14 protein-coding genes and 1 riboswitch are annotated in these 14,893 nt (G+C 64.4%); of the genes, 9 read left to right on the top strand and 5 right to left on the bottom strand.

Going from position 1 to position 14,893, the window contains the following annotated elements; genetic code table 11:
• Positions 1–18: 18 nt before the first annotated feature.
• On the bottom strand, positions 19–471 hold the full coding sequence (locus AC4PRM_RS12750; RefSeq protein WP_373259043.1) for a peptidase S1: 453 nt from the start codon (positions 469–471) through the stop codon (positions 19–21).
• 186 nt (positions 472–657) lie between these two features.
• Between AC4PRM_RS12750 and AC4PRM_RS12745 the strand changes: the two genes are divergently transcribed.
• Together AC4PRM_RS12745 and AC4PRM_RS12740 are read left to right on the top strand one after the other, a co-directional pair.
• The gene (locus tag AC4PRM_RS12745; RefSeq protein ID WP_492040153.1) at positions 658–2,547 is read left to right on the top strand and encodes a sensor histidine kinase; all 1,890 of its coding nucleotides are present in this window, start codon (positions 658–660) and stop codon (positions 2,545–2,547) included.
• Positions 2,544–3,197 carry a response regulator gene (locus AC4PRM_RS12740; protein ID WP_492040152.1) on the top strand — a complete coding sequence of 218 codons (654 nt, stop codon included), beginning with the start codon at positions 2,544–2,546 and terminating at the stop codon, positions 3,195–3,197. The genes AC4PRM_RS12745 and AC4PRM_RS12740 overlap by 4 nt, the downstream gene beginning before the upstream one ends.
• 509 nt (positions 3,198–3,706) lie before the next feature.
• Here the strand turns inward: AC4PRM_RS12740 and cuyB are convergent.
• Positions 3,707–4,381, bottom strand: a complete 675-nt coding sequence (gene cuyB / locus AC4PRM_RS12735; RefSeq protein WP_373256287.1) for a cysteate racemase — start codon at positions 4,379–4,381, stop codon at positions 3,707–3,709.
• Between the two features lie 80 nt (positions 4,382–4,461).
• Here cuyB and AC4PRM_RS12730 point away from each other — a divergent pair, with 80 nt between their 5' ends.
• Positions 4,462–5,727 carry a DUF819 family protein gene (locus AC4PRM_RS12730; protein ID WP_373256286.1) on the top strand — a complete coding sequence of 422 codons (1,266 nt, stop codon included), beginning with the start codon at positions 4,462–4,464 and terminating at the stop codon, positions 5,725–5,727.
• Between the two features lie 36 nt (positions 5,728–5,763).
• Here AC4PRM_RS12730 and cuyA read toward each other — a convergent pair whose 3' ends face one another.
• Both cuyA and AC4PRM_RS12720 read right to left on the bottom strand, forming a co-directional pair.
• Entirely contained in the window at positions 5,764–6,762 is a 999-nt protein-coding gene (gene cuyA / locus AC4PRM_RS12725; RefSeq protein ID WP_492040151.1) for a D-cysteate sulfo-lyase, read from the bottom strand.
• A 55-nt stretch (positions 6,763–6,817) separates the two neighbouring features.
• A complete protein-coding gene (locus AC4PRM_RS12720) occupies positions 6,818–7,231 on the bottom strand; it encodes a BLUF domain-containing protein (RefSeq protein WP_492040150.1) in 414 nt (137 codons plus the stop codon).
• 281 nt (positions 7,232–7,512) lie between these two features.
• Between AC4PRM_RS12720 and AC4PRM_RS12715 the strand changes: the two genes are divergently transcribed.
• A complete protein-coding gene (locus AC4PRM_RS12715) occupies positions 7,513–8,124 on the top strand; it encodes a TetR/AcrR family transcriptional regulator (RefSeq protein WP_373256283.1) in 612 nt (203 codons plus the stop codon).
• Between the two features lie 5 nt (positions 8,125–8,129).
• On the opposite strand, the gene AC4PRM_RS12710 is transcribed toward AC4PRM_RS12715, so the two are convergent.
• The gene (locus AC4PRM_RS12710; RefSeq protein ID WP_492040149.1) at positions 8,130–9,374 is read right to left on the bottom strand and encodes a bifunctional alpha/beta hydrolase/OsmC family protein; all 1,245 of its coding nucleotides are present in this window, start codon (positions 9,372–9,374) and stop codon (positions 8,130–8,132) included.
• Positions 9,375–9,458: 84 nt separating this feature from the next.
• Positions 9,459–9,567, top strand: a riboswitch (TPP riboswitch).
• Between the two features lie 142 nt (positions 9,568–9,709).
• On the opposite strand from AC4PRM_RS12710, the gene thiC reads away from it, so the two are divergent.
• The 5 genes from thiC (at position 9,710) to AC4PRM_RS12685 (ending at position 14,891) form a co-directional block, all read left to right on the top strand.
• Complete coding sequence (thiC, locus tag AC4PRM_RS12705; protein WP_492040295.1) at positions 9,710–11,539, top strand: phosphomethylpyrimidine synthase ThiC; 1,830 nt, start codon at positions 9,710–9,712, stop codon at positions 11,537–11,539.
• A 67-nt stretch (positions 11,540–11,606) separates the two neighbouring features.
• Positions 11,607–12,278, top strand: a complete 672-nt coding sequence (locus AC4PRM_RS12700) for a hypothetical protein (RefSeq protein WP_492040148.1) — start codon at positions 11,607–11,609, stop codon at positions 12,276–12,278.
• A gap of 4 nt (positions 12,279–12,282) precedes the next feature.
• Positions 12,283–13,215 (top strand): hypothetical protein, encoded by a 933-nt coding sequence (locus tag AC4PRM_RS12695; protein ID WP_492040147.1) that lies wholly within the window; start codon positions 12,283–12,285, stop codon positions 13,213–13,215.
• Positions 13,216–13,820: 605 nt separating this feature from the next.
• Positions 13,821–14,288, top strand: coding sequence for a hypothetical protein (locus tag AC4PRM_RS12690; protein WP_492040146.1), 468 nt, complete (start codon positions 13,821–13,823; stop codon positions 14,286–14,288).
• Between the two features lie 177 nt (positions 14,289–14,465).
• Positions 14,466–14,891 carry an endonuclease domain-containing protein gene (locus AC4PRM_RS12685; RefSeq protein WP_492040145.1) on the top strand — a complete coding sequence of 142 codons (426 nt, stop codon included), beginning with the start codon at positions 14,466–14,468 and terminating at the stop codon, positions 14,889–14,891.
• The last annotated feature ends 2 nt before the right edge of the window (positions 14,892–14,893 follow it).

Here is a 14,893-nt window from a genome sequence, read left to right as displayed (position 1 = left end):
AGCCCCGCTCGACCGCCGTCAGGGCGTTTCGGTGATCAGCAGCGTGGCGGACGATGTGCCGCCGCCGAAGGTGCCGATCCAGACGTCATAGGTGCCGCTCTGGGGCCGGTTGAAGCGCACCTCGGCGTCACCGTCGCCGTAGCTGTCGTCATCGCAGGACCAGCTGCCATCCGGGCCATTGATGATCAGGGTCGTGTCCGACGACGACAGCGTGCGGAACACCAGCGGCAGGCTGCCGGCGGAATAACTGACCTCGAAATCGGGGGCCTCGCTGATCATGCCCGTGCACGAGCCGGGCAGGGCACCGCCATTCACAGAACCGCCGGCCGTGACCTGGACGCGGTAGGGGTCGGGGGTGAAGCCCGAGCGCAGACTGATCTCGCCATAGTTGGCGGTCAGCCCGGCGTTCTGGGCGGCAACGGGTCCAGCCACAAGCGTGGCCAAAGCGGCGACAAGTGCGATGGTTTTCATGATGGATCCTCAGCAGGTTCATGGAGCGACGTTATGTCGGCTATGGCCTTGATAGGACTCAGCTTGGCCGTATGGCTACCACCACGTATATGGCGGTCGCCGAACATCGGTTGTTGCGCTTGGGTCGCCCGTGATTGGCAAACCAACGGGTCGCGGCGGGGGTGTCGGATTAAAGCTGGGGGGGGCATGGCTGGAAATACCGATCGTCTGCAGCGCCTGACGCGGATTGCGATCACCGTCATCGTCGTCCAGGCGGCGTTCTGGTTTGCGGTCTACCAGCCGCTTCTGTCGATTCCTCCCTCGCGCGACCTCGACAAGATCGAGCTGACCAATGCACGCATAGCCTCACTTGAGGTCCCGTCCCTGGAAGCCGCCGAGGGCGCGGCGCATTCCTCGGTGAACCTGCCCCACACCCTGTGCTGCGAGCCGGTCTATGCCTCCTTGCAGATGAATTTCGACCTGGAGGCCGTACCGGCTCGCGGGCTGGGCATGCTGACCTATCATCAGGTCGACAACATGCTGGTTGCTGTGAACGGGTCGATTGTGGTCGCCGACGGCAGCCTGAAGTTTGGTCGCCAGACTTTCCAAGGTCAGCAGGGCAAGGTCGTTCGCATCCCGTCGGGACTGTTGAGGGCAGGCTCCAACACCATCGCCTATGTGATCGTGCGCGACGGCTATCCCTACACCGACCTCTATTCCCCCATCCTCGCCCCGCTCGATCAGGTCCAGCCCTGGGCCGCACGCCGGCTGTGGCAGCAGGGGGACTATTTCCTGATCGCGGGCTGGACCACCTTCCTTCTGGGGCTGTTCGCCATGCTCCTGATCTGGCGCGCGGAGAATCGTCTGTTTGCTGCCTGGCTGGCCACGGTCTGCTTCACCTGGACCGGCCTGGCGGCCTATGCCCTTGTTCTGGATCAGCCGATCGGCGGGACGCTGCGGATGGTCCTGTTCTTCGGCTTGAACAGCCTGCTGTCGGCGTCCTTGCTGGGCTTTGTCGACACCTGGACGGGGCGGCCTTCACGCGGTTTGCAACTGTTCGTGGTGGCCTCTTGGCTGGTGTTCGTCCTGATCAGCATCTTCTGGCTCGTCTATCGGCCCATGCCGGAAGGGTTCGATGTCCCGGCCCAGATCTGGACCTGGTACACAACGGCGCTCGGGGCCGGGGTGCTGGTACGCCTGGGCTGGCACGCGTTTCGTTCAGGTGAAACCCGGCTTCTGGAAGCGGCGCTGATGAGCATCATCGCCGTCTGCATCGTGCTGGATGCCCTGGGTCAGCACCTGGGCCTGAACACAGGGCAGTATGTCGTCCAGTCTGCGCCGGTCCTGCTGTTCGCACTGATCGTGGCCTTTGTTCAGCGCAACTTCCGCCTTTTCCAGTCGACGGTCAGCCTCAACACCTACCTGTCCGAAACGCTCGAGGCGCGCGAGGCGGAGCTGGCCATAGCCCGCGCCCGCGAGAGCGAACTGTTCCGTCAGCAAGCGCATCTGGAGGAGCGGCGGCGCATCATGCGCGACATGCACGACGGTCTGGGCAGTCAACTGATGGGCATGCTGCTCGCCGCCCGTCGCGGCAAGGTCGATGCCGCCTCTATGGCCGAGGGCCTGCAATCCGTCATCGACGAGATGCGGCTGATGATCGACTCCATGGACTCCGTCGGTGAATCCCTGGCGTCCGCCCTGACCACCTTTCAGGAACGCTCGCGTCCGCTTGTCGAGCGTGCCGGCTTTGCCTTCACCTGGACGACGCTGCTTGATACGCCCCTGCCGGACTATCCGCCCCGGGCTGTCCTGCAGGTTTTCCGCATCCTGCAAGAGGCCGTCACGAATGCGCTCAAGCATTCTGGCGGGGACCGTCTCGAGATTGTGGTGGCACCCGAGCCTGACGGCGGCGTCCGCCTGTCGATCAGCGACAATGGACCTCACGGGATGGGTGATGCGGCCAAATCCGGACATGGACTGCGCAACATGCAGTCGCGGGCCGCCGCTATCGGAGCCAGCCTCCAAAGCAACCGCGAGGCCAATCGCACAACGATCGTCCTTGTCCTGCCGCTCAATGCCACTCCGGACAGGTCATGACCGAGCCCAGACGCATTGCCCTGCTCGAGGACGACGTGAATGTGGCCGCCCATTTCGTAGAGATCATCCTTAGCGATCCCGGTCTGGCGCTGGACACCCAGGCGGGCTCCATCGCGGAAGCGCAGGCCATTCTCGAGCGAAACGTCGATTTGGTCCTGACCGATATCGGGCTTCCCGACGGCAGCGGGCTGGATTTTATCAGGACGTTGAAGGCGGCCCAGGACTGCAAGGTTCTGGTGGTGACAGCCTTCGGGGATCGCGACACCGTGGTGGCGGCTCTACGGGCAGGCGCCGACGGCTATCTGCTCAAGGACAGCGCGCCGGAAACCATTCTGGACGGCATCCATGTAACCCTGATGGGCGGTGCCCCGATCAGCGCGTCCGCCGCCGTCTACCTGCTGGATCGGCTGCGCCAGTCGGACGTTGAGGAGTCGCCTCCGGCCGTCGCGGCAGAGAGCCTGACGCGCCGGGAGGTCGAACTCCTGACCGTCTTCGCTCGCGGGCAAAGCTATAAGGAAGCCGCACGCTCGCTAGGCATATCGCCCCTAACCGTGGGTAATCACGTCAAGGCCATTTATCGCAAGCTGGAAGTCACATCGCGCGGCGAGGCCGTCTACGTCGCCATGCGCCGGGGACAGCTTCTCCTGTAACCGGTGCCAGCTCGTCGCTGTCAATCGCGTGTGGAGCCTCGCTGCATTATTTAGGCATGTGCTCGTCTTCTGAATGCGTCGATACTAGGCTGCAATCGCGGACAGATTCGCTGTAGTAAAGGCATTCGCACCGCTATTCCCCCTTTCCCAACTCATGGATGGCTGCAGTATTCCTTCTCCGAATCTACGCCTCCGAAAAGAAGGCGAACACGTTCGTCGATAAGATCGTTTACGAGGTCAACCTTCGCTAAATCAGGCCGAACGTAGGTATAGGGCAGGTCAGCATTTTGGGGTTTCCCACGTTAAAGCGCGTAAACTTCAGAACGTCCCGATCGACACATCAGCCCGGACTGGGAAGGGGGTGGGTCTGCGATTGCGCGAGCTGCTGAAATCGTCAGAACCGATGCTGGGCATAGCTTCCAGCCCCGTGCTTTCTTAGACTTCGTAATGATGGGGTCAGGTGTTCGAGTCACCTAAGAGGCACCACCGTTCCAGGGATGTTAGGCGGATCACCCGCAGACCCGCACACAGGCCTGGGCCAGAACCTCGGCGGAATCCACCAAAGGTACGGACACGCCGTCGGCATCCAGCAGCAGCGGCACTTCCGTGCATCCCGCGATGACGACCTCGGCTCCGGCCGCGACCAGCGCTGCCGCCAGACGGCGCATTTCAGCGCGTGGGGCCTCGCCGGTGTCACCGCGTTTCACGGCATGGATGCAGCCCATGAAGGTCTCGCGGTCCGGTCCGGTCAGGCGCACGATCTTGCAGCCCTTGGACTGAAGCGAGCGTGTGTAAAGTGCCTCGCCGCCTGGCGTAGCCAGGACGCCGACTTTCCTGGGCGCGGCGTCGCCCGTAGCCGATAGCGCCGCCTCCGTCGTCTCGATGATCATGTCGATGAAGGGCAGGCCGACCTTCCTGATTCCCGCCGCTTGGGCATGGGCGGTGTTGCACGGCATGGCCAGGACCTGAACCCCGGCATCCCTCAGCCGCATGGCCATCTGGCCCAGGACCGCCTCTGCGGCGTCAGCCTGTCGGTTGCGGTCGGGTACCTGGGGGTTGATGTCGGCGATGATGCGGATGTGATCGGCGTCGCCCTGGGCCGGCGTCAAAGCCTGCACCCGCGCCAGAAAGGCCACGGTCGCAGCGGGCCCCATGCCGCCCAGAACGCCCAACACCTTTGCCATAACATGCTCCTGAAACTGACGGTCGCCTTGCCAAACGGGCGATCCATCGTCCTTATGCGCGGAAACGACAGGGAAACACCATGCCGACAGACGCTGCTGAAGCGACGGCCCTTATCACCAATGATGCCGTCGTCCTGGGTCTGCTGGCGGTCATACTGGGGGGTGTCTTCTGGGCGTCCAGCCTGACGCATCCATGGGCGAAGCGGTTCTTCGCGGTCGTTCCGGCACTGTTGCTCTGCTATTTCCTGCCCTCGCTGCTGACGACCTTCGGCGTGGTGGATCCGGAGGCCTCGCGCCTCTATTTCGTAGCCTCGCGCTTTCTGCTGCCGGCGGCCCTGGTGTTGTTGACGGTCTCGGCAGACCTGCCAGCCGTGTTCGGGCTCGGGCCCAAGGCCCTGATCATGTTCGCCACCGGCACCCTGGGGGTGATGATCGGTGGGCCAGTGGCCCTGTTGCTGACCAGCTGGATCGCGCCTGACCTCATGGGTGCGGGGCCAGAGGCCATATGGCGCGGCATGGCCACCGTAGCCGGCAGCTGGATCGGCGGTTCCGCCAATCAGACGGCTCTGTACGAAATCTATGGGGCCGGCCCCGACACCTTCTCCATCTGGATCGCGGTCGATGTGGTCGTGGCGAATCTGTGGATGGCCGTCGTCCTGTGGATCGCCGCCAACCAGCGCCGGATGGACAAGCTGTTTCGCGCCGATGCCAGCGCCGTTGATCGGGTCCGGGACAAGGCCGAGGCCTATGAGGCCGAACACGCCCGCATCCCAAGCCTCAAGGACCTGATCTTCATTCTTGCCGTAGGCTTCGGTGCCGTCGGCCTTGCCCACGCCATCGCCGACCCCCTGTCGTCCTGGTTCGGGGCCAGCTTCGACTGGGCCCAGAGGTTGTCGTTTGATTCCAGCTTTTTCTGGCTGGTGCTGATTGCCACGGTGATCGGTGTAGCGTTGTCCTTCACGGGCGCGAGGAAGTTGCAGGGGCCGGGCGCTGCCAAGGTCGGCTCGGTCTTTGTCTATGTGCTGGTCGCTACTGTCGGTCTGAACATGAACATCGGGGCCATTCTGGATAGCCCTGTCTACTTCCTGATCGGCGGCGTCTGGATGCTGGTCCACGTTGCTCTGATGTTCGGCATGGCCTTCCTGATTCGCGCGCCCAGCTTCTTCCTCGGCGTTGGGTCCATGGCCAATATCGGAGGTGCCGCGTCCGCGCCCGTGGCGGCTGCAGCCTTCCATCCGTCCCTGGCCCCGGTCGGCGTCCTTCTGGCGGTCGTCGGCTACATCGTGGGCACGGCCGCGGCCTGGTTCACGGGTCTGGTCATGATGCAGATTGCGGCGGGCGCTTAGAGCGCGCCGCCTTAAGGCCGGCCGGAGCCAACCCGCTTACAGCGTCCCCTCCAGCTCACCCTGATAGCCGAACAAGCCCTGCGCCCCGCCGGTATGCAGGAACACCACGGTCTCGTCCTTGAACCGTCCGGCCCTGGCCAGGGCGATTAGCCCCTTCATCGCCTTGCCCGTATAGACGGGGTCAAGAACCATGGCGTCGGTCCGCGCGGCCAGTTTCAGCGCCTCGATCACCGCGCCATCGACCAGGCCATAGCCTTCGCCGACATAGTCGCAGTCAGCCACCACCATCTCGGCCGTCACCGCGTCGGGCCGACCCAGCAGGGCAGCCGTCTGGCGGGCCAGCTTCAGGACATTCTCTTCCTGTTTCGGCTTGGGTGCCCGCACCCCGATGCCCAGCACCGGGATGTCCGCCCCCATGACCGCCAGTCCGGCCACGAGCCCGGCGTGGGTGCCCGCGCTGCCCGTCGCGGTCACGATCCGGTCGATGGGCAGGTCAAGCTCATCGGCCTGGACCACGATCTCTCGCGCGCAATCCACATAGCCCAGAGCCCCGATCGGGTTGGAGCCGCCGCCGGGGATGATATAGGGCCGACCGCCGCGGGCCCGGACCTCTGCCGCCGTCTTCTCGAGCTCGGCCGGCATATCCGATCCGCCGTCGACGAAGCGGATCCCCGCGCCGAACAGCCGGTCCATCAGGACGTTGCCGTTGTGGACATAGTCGGTAGCCTTCGACCCGGTCCGCTCTTCCAGGATGACCTCGCAATGCAGCCCGTGGGCCGCTGCTGCCGCCGCCGTCTGGCGCACATGGTTGGACTGGACCGCGCCCTGGGTCACAAGCGTGTCAGCCCCCTGTTCGAAGGCGTCGCCCAGCAGGAACTCCAGCTTGCGTGTCTTGTTGCCGCCGCCGGCCAGGCCGGTGCAGTCGTCGCGCTTGATCCACAGTTCGACGCCCAGCGCCTCCGACAGTCGCGGCAGCGGCTCCAGCGGTGTCGGCAGATGGGCCAGGCGGACACGGGGAAAACGGGCGAGATGCATGGGCGGGCTCCGGAGGTGATGCCTCTTCTAGCTCGCCGGCTCCGATTTGCCGACCTCAGTTCACCGGTGCGGTGTCGAGGGCCTCGCCTAGCAGGTCAACGATCCGATCAGGTGTGGGCGCTTCCTGATCGATCACGCGATCCAGCGCTGTGGCCTGTGCCGGTGTGATCCGCGCACTGGCCATGCTCCAGCCGTCGAACCTCCTGGTCTCTATGGGTTCACGGCTGATGATCTTCAGGGCGCGGTGCCTGGGGTCCTTTTGAAGTCGTCCCAACAGGCTATCCAGCGTCGACGAAGTGCCTTCGATGACCTGAATGTAGCGGTCGCGGTGGGCGGCCAGAATCCCGGTCAGACCATCCCGGTCGTTGTTGCGCTGCGACTCCGCCAAGATCGTCGCCAGATTGGTCAGCGAGCCGGTCGACCCTGTTGCCGTGCTTTCATAGACCAGCCGTTCCAGCCGTGCGCTCATGGTAACTCTCTCTTTCAGCGGAATAATGACGACGCGGACAGACGGTTGCGAGGCATAATTTGCGCGGCCTGCTTTTGAGCTTGGATGGAGTTGTGCGCACACCATCCGTCAAACGGGGAACGGTTTTTCGCAGAACGACTTTTGTAGGGTGGACCCTGCGGCGATGCGCGCTCGACATGTCCATGCGGCCCGGTCGCACGTCCCCCCGTCGGCTGGCCGGGCCGCACCCTTTACTTCGGAAGTCCGCTTGCTCTCGCCGCTGTCCGGCGTGATCCTGACGCATGGCCGATTCGACCGTGCGACTGAGAGACCGATCCGCGACCGAGGCCGCCATCGTTCAGGCGGGCGAGGCGGTGCTGTTGCGCGACGGCTTCACGGGGCTGAATGTCCAGACCATCGCCGCCCAGGCAGGTTGTGATCGCAAGCTGGTCTACCGCTACTTCGATGGCACCGATGGCGTGGTCCGCCTGCTGGCGCGCCAGGCCCATGCCGATCTCGTCGCACATCTGGCCGCCGTCCCGCCCGTGGAGGCCGAGAGCCCGCGCGCCTTCGCCCATCACGGCCTGCTGACCTGGTTCGCCGCGCTGCGGGCCAGCCCGCTGGCTTTGCGGCTGATGGCCTGGGGCATGGTCGAGGACAGTCCGCTGCTGCGCGAGATCGAGGCGGAGCGCAATGCGGTGCTTCAGGCCTGGATGCGCGAGCGCCGCCCCCGCCTGCGCACGCCGCCCCGCACCGACGTGCCTGCGCTGAATGCCGTGCTGATGGCCGCCGTCCAGGCGCTGGCGCTGGCCAGCCAGACGCGCGGCAGCGTCTCGGGCGTGGTGCTGGACGATGCCGGCTGCGCCCGCATCGAGGATGCGATCGGCCACCTGCTGGCCGCCTGGCCGGACTAGCCGCCTCAGTCGCAGGCCTTTTCCATCGCCTGGAAATGCGCGCACTCCGGCTCTGCGGGCAGTTCCGGAGCCGCCACGGTCGCGATGTGAGATCCGCCCTCCAGCGTCCGGTGCACCGGGCATTTGTCGGCGATCTCCAGCAGCCGGGCCCGCTGGTCCTCGTCCAGATCGCCGTCCAGCGTCAGCACGCGCTCGAATACATCGGCGGGCGTCTGGCCCGTGCGTTTCTGGTGCCGCACCTCGACCGAGGCACGGGCCAGCGGCAGGCCCTTGCGCTCGGCATAGAGGCGCAGCGTCATGACCGTGCAGGCCCCCAGACCCGCCGCCACCAACTCGTAGGGCGTCGGCCCGCTGGTCAGGCCGCCGACCGCCACGGGCTCGTCGGCCATCAGGACCGCGCCGCCCGCCTGGACCTGGACCTGGAACTTGCCCTGTCCCGTTTCGGCGACCCGCACGACGCCGTCGGCGGGCGCGGCATCGACGGGCGGTTCGACCCTGTCCAGATATCGGGAGGCCCAGGCCGCGATCACCCCGGCGGCATAGTCGGCGTCCTCGGCACGGCTCAGCAGGTGGTCGGCGTGATCCAGCGAGACGAAGCTCTTGGGGTGTTTCGCGGCGCCGAAGATGCCGCTGGCTTCCTCGATGCCGACGGTCTGGTCCAGCGGCGAGTGCAGCACCAGCAGCGCCTTGTTCAGCCGGGCCAGCCGCGCCGCCTGGTCCTGCGCCTTCAGGTCGTCGGCAAAGCCCGCGCCCACCGATACGGGCCGCCCGCCGACGTCGGCGCGGTGGGTCTCGCCGTGTTCCAGATCGTGCACGCCGGGCCCCAGCAGCTTCAGCACATGGGCCACGTCGAACGGTGCGCCGATGGTGGCCACGGCCCGGATACAGTCCAGCGACCCGGCCGCCGCGATCGCGGCCGCCCCGCCCAGGCTGTGGCCGACCAGCAGTTGCGGCGTACAGCCGTGCGCCTGCATATGCCGACCCGCCGCGATCAGGTCATCGACATCGGTGCTGAAGCCGTGGGGCATGGGCTCGGCCCCGGTCTCGATCCCGGCGAAGTCGATCCGCAGCGTCCCGACCCCCAGCGCCGCCAGCGCCCGGCTGATCCGCGTCGCCGCCAGATTGTCCTTCCCGCAGGTGAAGCAGTGGGCGAACAGGGCCCAGCCGCGCGCCTGGCCCGCCGGCCGGTCCAGCCGCCCGTGCACCGTCCGGCCGTCGTCACAGGTGAAGTCGAAGGGGTCGCTCTGCATGTCGTCTCTCCTGAAGCGGCACCTTAGGCGATCTTTTGCGACGGCGTCAGGAATGGACAGCCCCCGACCATGCGCCTATCGTCGCGTCGTTCTCCGGGGGGTCGCACCTAAGCGGCTGAGATTGGCGTAGCCGCCTGACCCGTCGAACCTGATCCGGGTCATGCCGGCGAAGGGATGAGTAACACGCGGTCCACCGGCCCCTCGCCACAGGACCCCGCGCCCGACGTCGGCGGAGCCCTCTTGCACCAGAGGCCGCCATGAACATCCACGTCACCAACACCCCACCCGAAGAGCCCAATGTCGAACTGGCTCTGAAAGACGCCCGTGACGAAGTCATGCGCGAGACCGGCACCATCCCGACCGGCGAGCGGGCGGGCAGTCGCAAGGTCTATGTGGCCGGCGAGCTCTACCCCGACATCCGGGTCCCGTTCCGCGAGGTCGCCGTCCACCCGTCGGCGAACGAGCCGCCGGTGACCATCTATGACAGCTCCGGCCCCTATACCGACCCGACCGTCACCATCGACATCAAGCGCGGCCTGCCGCGGGTGAAGTCGTCCTGGCAGCTGGATCGCGGCGACATCGCACCCGTCGCCAACCCCCGCGAGGTCAAGCCCGAGGACAACGGCCATGCCAGCGGCAAGAACCTGGCCCCCCGCTTCGACACCTCGCACCACCGGGTCTTCAAGGGCGTCGAGGGCCGCCCGGTCACCCAGTACGAATACGCCAAGGCCGGCATCATCACGCCCGAGATGGAATACGTCGCCATCCGCGAGAACCTGCGCCGCGAGCAGAACAGCCCCTGCATCCGCGACGGCGAGGATTTCGGCGCCTCCATCCCCGACTTCGTGACGCCGGAGTTCGTGCGTCAGGAAATCGCCCGCGGCCGCGCCATCATCCCGCACAACATCAACCACCCCGAGGTCGAGCCGATGATCATCGGCCGCAACTTCCTCGTCAAAATCAATGCGAACATCGGCAACAGCGCCGTCCTGTCCAGCGTAGACGACGAGGTCGACAAACTGGTCTGGGCCACCCGCTGGGGCGCCGACAACGTCATGGACCTGTCGACGGGCCGCAACATCCACAACATCCGCGACTGGATCATCCGCAACAGCTCCGTCCCCATCGGCACCGTGCCGATCTACCAGGCGCTGGAGAAGGTGAACGGCGTCGCCGAGGACCTGACGTGGGAGGTCTACCGCGACACCCTGATCGAACAGGCCGAACAGGGCGTGGACTATTTCACCATCCACGCGGGCGTGCGCCTGCCCTTCATCCCCATGACGGCCAAGCGCGTCACCGGCATCGTCTCGCGCGGCGGCTCCATCATGGCCAAATGGTGCCTCAGCCATCACCGCGAGAGCTTCCTCTACGAACATTTCGAAGAGATCTGCGACATCATGCGGGCCTACGACGTGTCGTTCAGCCTCGGCGACGGCCTGCGTCCCGGCTCCATCGCCGACGCCAATGACGAGGCCCAGTTCGCCGAGCTGCGCACCCTGGGCGAACTGACCAAGATCGCCTGGGCCAAGGGCTGCCAGGTCATGATCGAGGGCCCCGGCCACGTGCCGATGCACAAGATCAAGGCCAACATGGATGAGCAGCTGAAACACTGCCACGAGGCGCCCTTCTATACGCTCGGGCCGCTGACGACCGACATCGCGCCGGGCTACGACCACATCACCAGCGCGATCGGCGCGGCCATGATCGGCTGGTTCGGAACGGCCATGCTCTGCTACGTCACGCCCAAGGAGCATCTCGGCCTGCCCGACCGTCAGGACGTCAAGGACGGCGTCATCACCTACAAGATCGCCGCCCACGCCGCCGACCTGGCCAAGGGCCATCCCGCCGCCCGCCTGCACGACGATGCCCTGTCGCGCGCCCGGTTCGAGTTCCGCTGGGAAGACCAGTTCAACCTCGGCCTAGACCCCGAAACCGCCCGCAAATACCACGATGAGACCCTGCCGAAAGAGGCCCACAAGACCGCCCATTTCTGCAGCATGTGCGGGCCCAAGTTCTGCTCGATGAAGATCAGCCAGGACATCCGCAGGGATGCGCAGGCCCAGAACGACGCGGGCGGCTCGCTGACCGAGGCGGAGGCCGGGATGGCGGAGATGTCGGCCAAGTTCCGCGCCGGGGGCGGGGTGGTGGAGGTGAAGGAGTGAGCTATCGGATCGGTTGAATCACCGATCTACGGCATGTAAGGCTATCCACTGGGCTGGGAGCTAGGTTTTGGATTCAAATCAAATCGCTATGACACCGGCGGCAATTGCTGAGGCCGCCGTTGCTTTGCTTAAGGAAGAGGGCGGCGGCCCGCTGTCTCTCGCTCGCCTAGGGCAACTAGTTGCAAAGCGGCACCAGATATCGATCCGAGCAGTTCTTGGTTCCAAGCCACTCAGCCAAGTTCTTCGCGATACCTACGGCCATCAACTCCAGATTCATGGAGACGGGCCGGACATTGAAGTTGCCCTATCGACCTCTCCGCCGGCTGGCACAAAACGTCGATACGACGCGGCCGTATTTTCGGCGTTCTCCAAAACTTTGGATCAAGGATTAAAGCGGTGGCTTCGAACGCTACCACCATTCAGCTTCACAGACTCGTCCGACACGAGTTCTGATCCGAACGCACGCGAAGTGCCCACCTCGCTGATCGTTCCAGACGACGGTGATCGCCCCCAGCGTATCAAGAAAATCGAAGAATCGATCGCTAGCTGGGCCAATGCAAACGGAGTGGACCACGAAACGTTACTTCGTCCTCTGAAACCGAACCGAGAGACACTTGGCACAGAAGAGGGCAACGCCGGTCTCGCTGCAATAAGATCACTTGTCGCGGCCATCCCGCCCAACGAGCGGAAAGATTTCAACCTGAGCCTAGATTTGTTGGCCAAACTCATCGGCCAATAACGTCATGGCCCTCACCGCCGTAGCCATCGTGGGTGCGCCCGACAGCGTGCGACGCGCAACCCTTGCACGTTTGGAAGGCCGCTTCCCAAACGGCTATTTGTTTCGTTTTCAAGCCGCGAAGATGCGCGCTAGTAGGGCTGCCAGCTATTCGGATCTAGATATCGACGATGCGCTGGATGGCTTAAGCGATGCGGCGTTCGGATCAAGCAGTCGGCCGCTAGGCTTCTGCCGCCACTCCAACGCAGGTTGCGCCCTGACGGCTAATGAAAAAAAGCCTTGCAGAAAAACCAATGCTAGTACCTGCAGCCTAAAAAAGCCGGACTATCTCATCCTCGCTTATCAGGCGGGTCCCGACTCAGGTCGCCTATTGAAACGCCTGCATTTTTCGACCTACGCCATCGAAATTCCTCAGGGGGTTTACGGCGCTGCGGAAGGAACGGCGGCCTATTTGGAGGCTGCCATCCGTGCGGCCGTCGCTGCCTTGCCAAGAATTGCACAATCGTATGGCCAAGGAGCGAGCCCTTTCCTTCTCCCTCCCTTGAATTTCGGAGCCGGACGACTGGTAGACAAGATGTTGCTCAACGCACTTGGAAGCGCTGAGCCAGACAAAGTTGCAACAGCATTCCGCCGCCAAAATTGGGACAAGAGTCAGAATAACTTCAAAGCTCGATCGGATTTACGGTTCGCTCCGGCCAAAGGTAATGCTCGCCACGGTAGCGCATCCGACGAACACGATCCGGCACTGGCGCTCTCAAAACACTATCGGCTTGGCTGTAGCTATCACGACGAATTTCATTGGGACGTTCGGCCCGGTGATCGTAGCGACTTGGGCGGCGATTACTCGTTTTATTGCCGATGCGACCCAAATGAGAAGATCGCAACGAAGCGTCCCAAAGGACGCTACATCAATGTATTGATTGATGATTGCCTGAGATAGGCATCCCCTCGCACCGACTATGGGGCGCAAGGGGAACCTAATTCAGCTGTGAGGGTCGATGGACGATTGAGCGCTCGGCTCTCGTGTCTTCATTGCCAGTGTTAGGTACCAATAGCCCGGCAACTAGGATGAGGCGTCCCGACAGCATCTCCCTCAGAAAGGGCCCAAACCGAAGTTTCAACCCATATCCGATGCTGGCGTTAAGCCCACGTCGTCAGATGTCTATGTATGGCTCTAGCGTTTAAACGTCAACCAACAAACACGGTTTCCAAATGGTGAACCAAGAATGCGCTGACATTGACCGCGAATAATTCAACCTGATCAATGTGGTGATTATCAAGGGATTCAGTCGCATATAATTGCAGCCCGATCCAATAGCGATTTGATTGCCCCTCACTCACTTCTCCCAGGACATCTCCCGCAACGCCTCCTCAAACACTACCGCCGGCTTCCGCACGAGATCAGCCACTTCCCTTCCACCACCACGGCGGGCACCCGTATTATCCAGCGTGCCACCCGCAGCGCCTCTACCGCAGGCCCTACGACCGATCCTGACGTAGCCGCATGCTAGCCCTGCCTCCGTTCGCAAACGGGGAGGCAGACAGATGGCAGACGGATCACCCACGCTGTACGGCAAGGGGCGCAGTGCGCCGGATGAGGTCTGGGGGCGGGTGCGGGAGGACTATCTGTCGGGCCTGCCGGGGATCGAGGTCTGTCGGCGGCACGGGGTGGGGCTGACGGCCATGCGCAACCGGGCGGCGCGCGAGGGCTGGCGGCGCACGGACCAGCCCTGCACCCCGCCAAACACCCTGGACCCCGATGACGAGGGTGTGTTGCTGGAACACGAGATCGACGGCGACCTGGACCGGGTCGAGCTGCGCCAGCTGTCCTTCGTCGCCTGGCGCCGGATGCAGCGCGCCGTCCTGCGCGGCCAGGCGGCCGAGGCCCTGCGCTGGCGCCGCGTCCGCCTCATCCTCGACGCCGAGGCGGTCGAGGAGGATCAGGCGATGGAGCAGGAACAACGCCGCTGGGACTACCTCCACTCACCCGCCGAAGTGGACCGAGTGGACTGAGTGGACTCTGTTTCTAAATCCTCCCCCATCGGGGGAGGGGGACCGCGTCTTCGCGGTGGAGGGGGCTGGATGCGTGTGCGGTGTTTGGGAGACTGGTGCTGCTGCTAGCCCCCTCCGTCTCTCCGCTGCGCTTCGAGCCACCTCCCCCGATGGGGGAGGATTTGGTAGCGTCGTTCCATGTATCCGCCGCAGAAAACCGTCGAGCGTGCGAAAGAGCTACGGCGCAAGCTGACGCTGCCGGAGGTGGTGTTGTGGCAGGCGATCCGGGGACGCAAGCTGGCTGGCGCGCGGTTTCGGCGGCAGCATCCGATCGGGCCCTACATTCTCGATTTCTATTGCGAGGCGGCGGGGCTGGCGGTCGAGGTGGACGGGCAAGGGCACGAACATCCGGACCAGATGGCGCACGATGCGCGGCGGACGGCGTGGCTGAACCTGCGCGGGGTGGCGGTGTACCGCGTCGCGGCGAGGGATGTGATGGGGAATCTGGAGGGCGTGTTGTTCGCCATAAGGCAGCGGGTCGAGGGTGTGCCCCCTCCACCGCTTCGCGGTCCGGTCGTCGGGTCGCATGCGACCCTTCCTCCACCCCCGATGGGGGAGGATTAAGC

This window comes from Brevundimonas sp. DW-iso22 (genome assembly GCF_058725425.1).
Note: the sequence above shows the minus strand (reverse complement) of the source record. Positions and strands in the feature narration are given on the sequence as shown.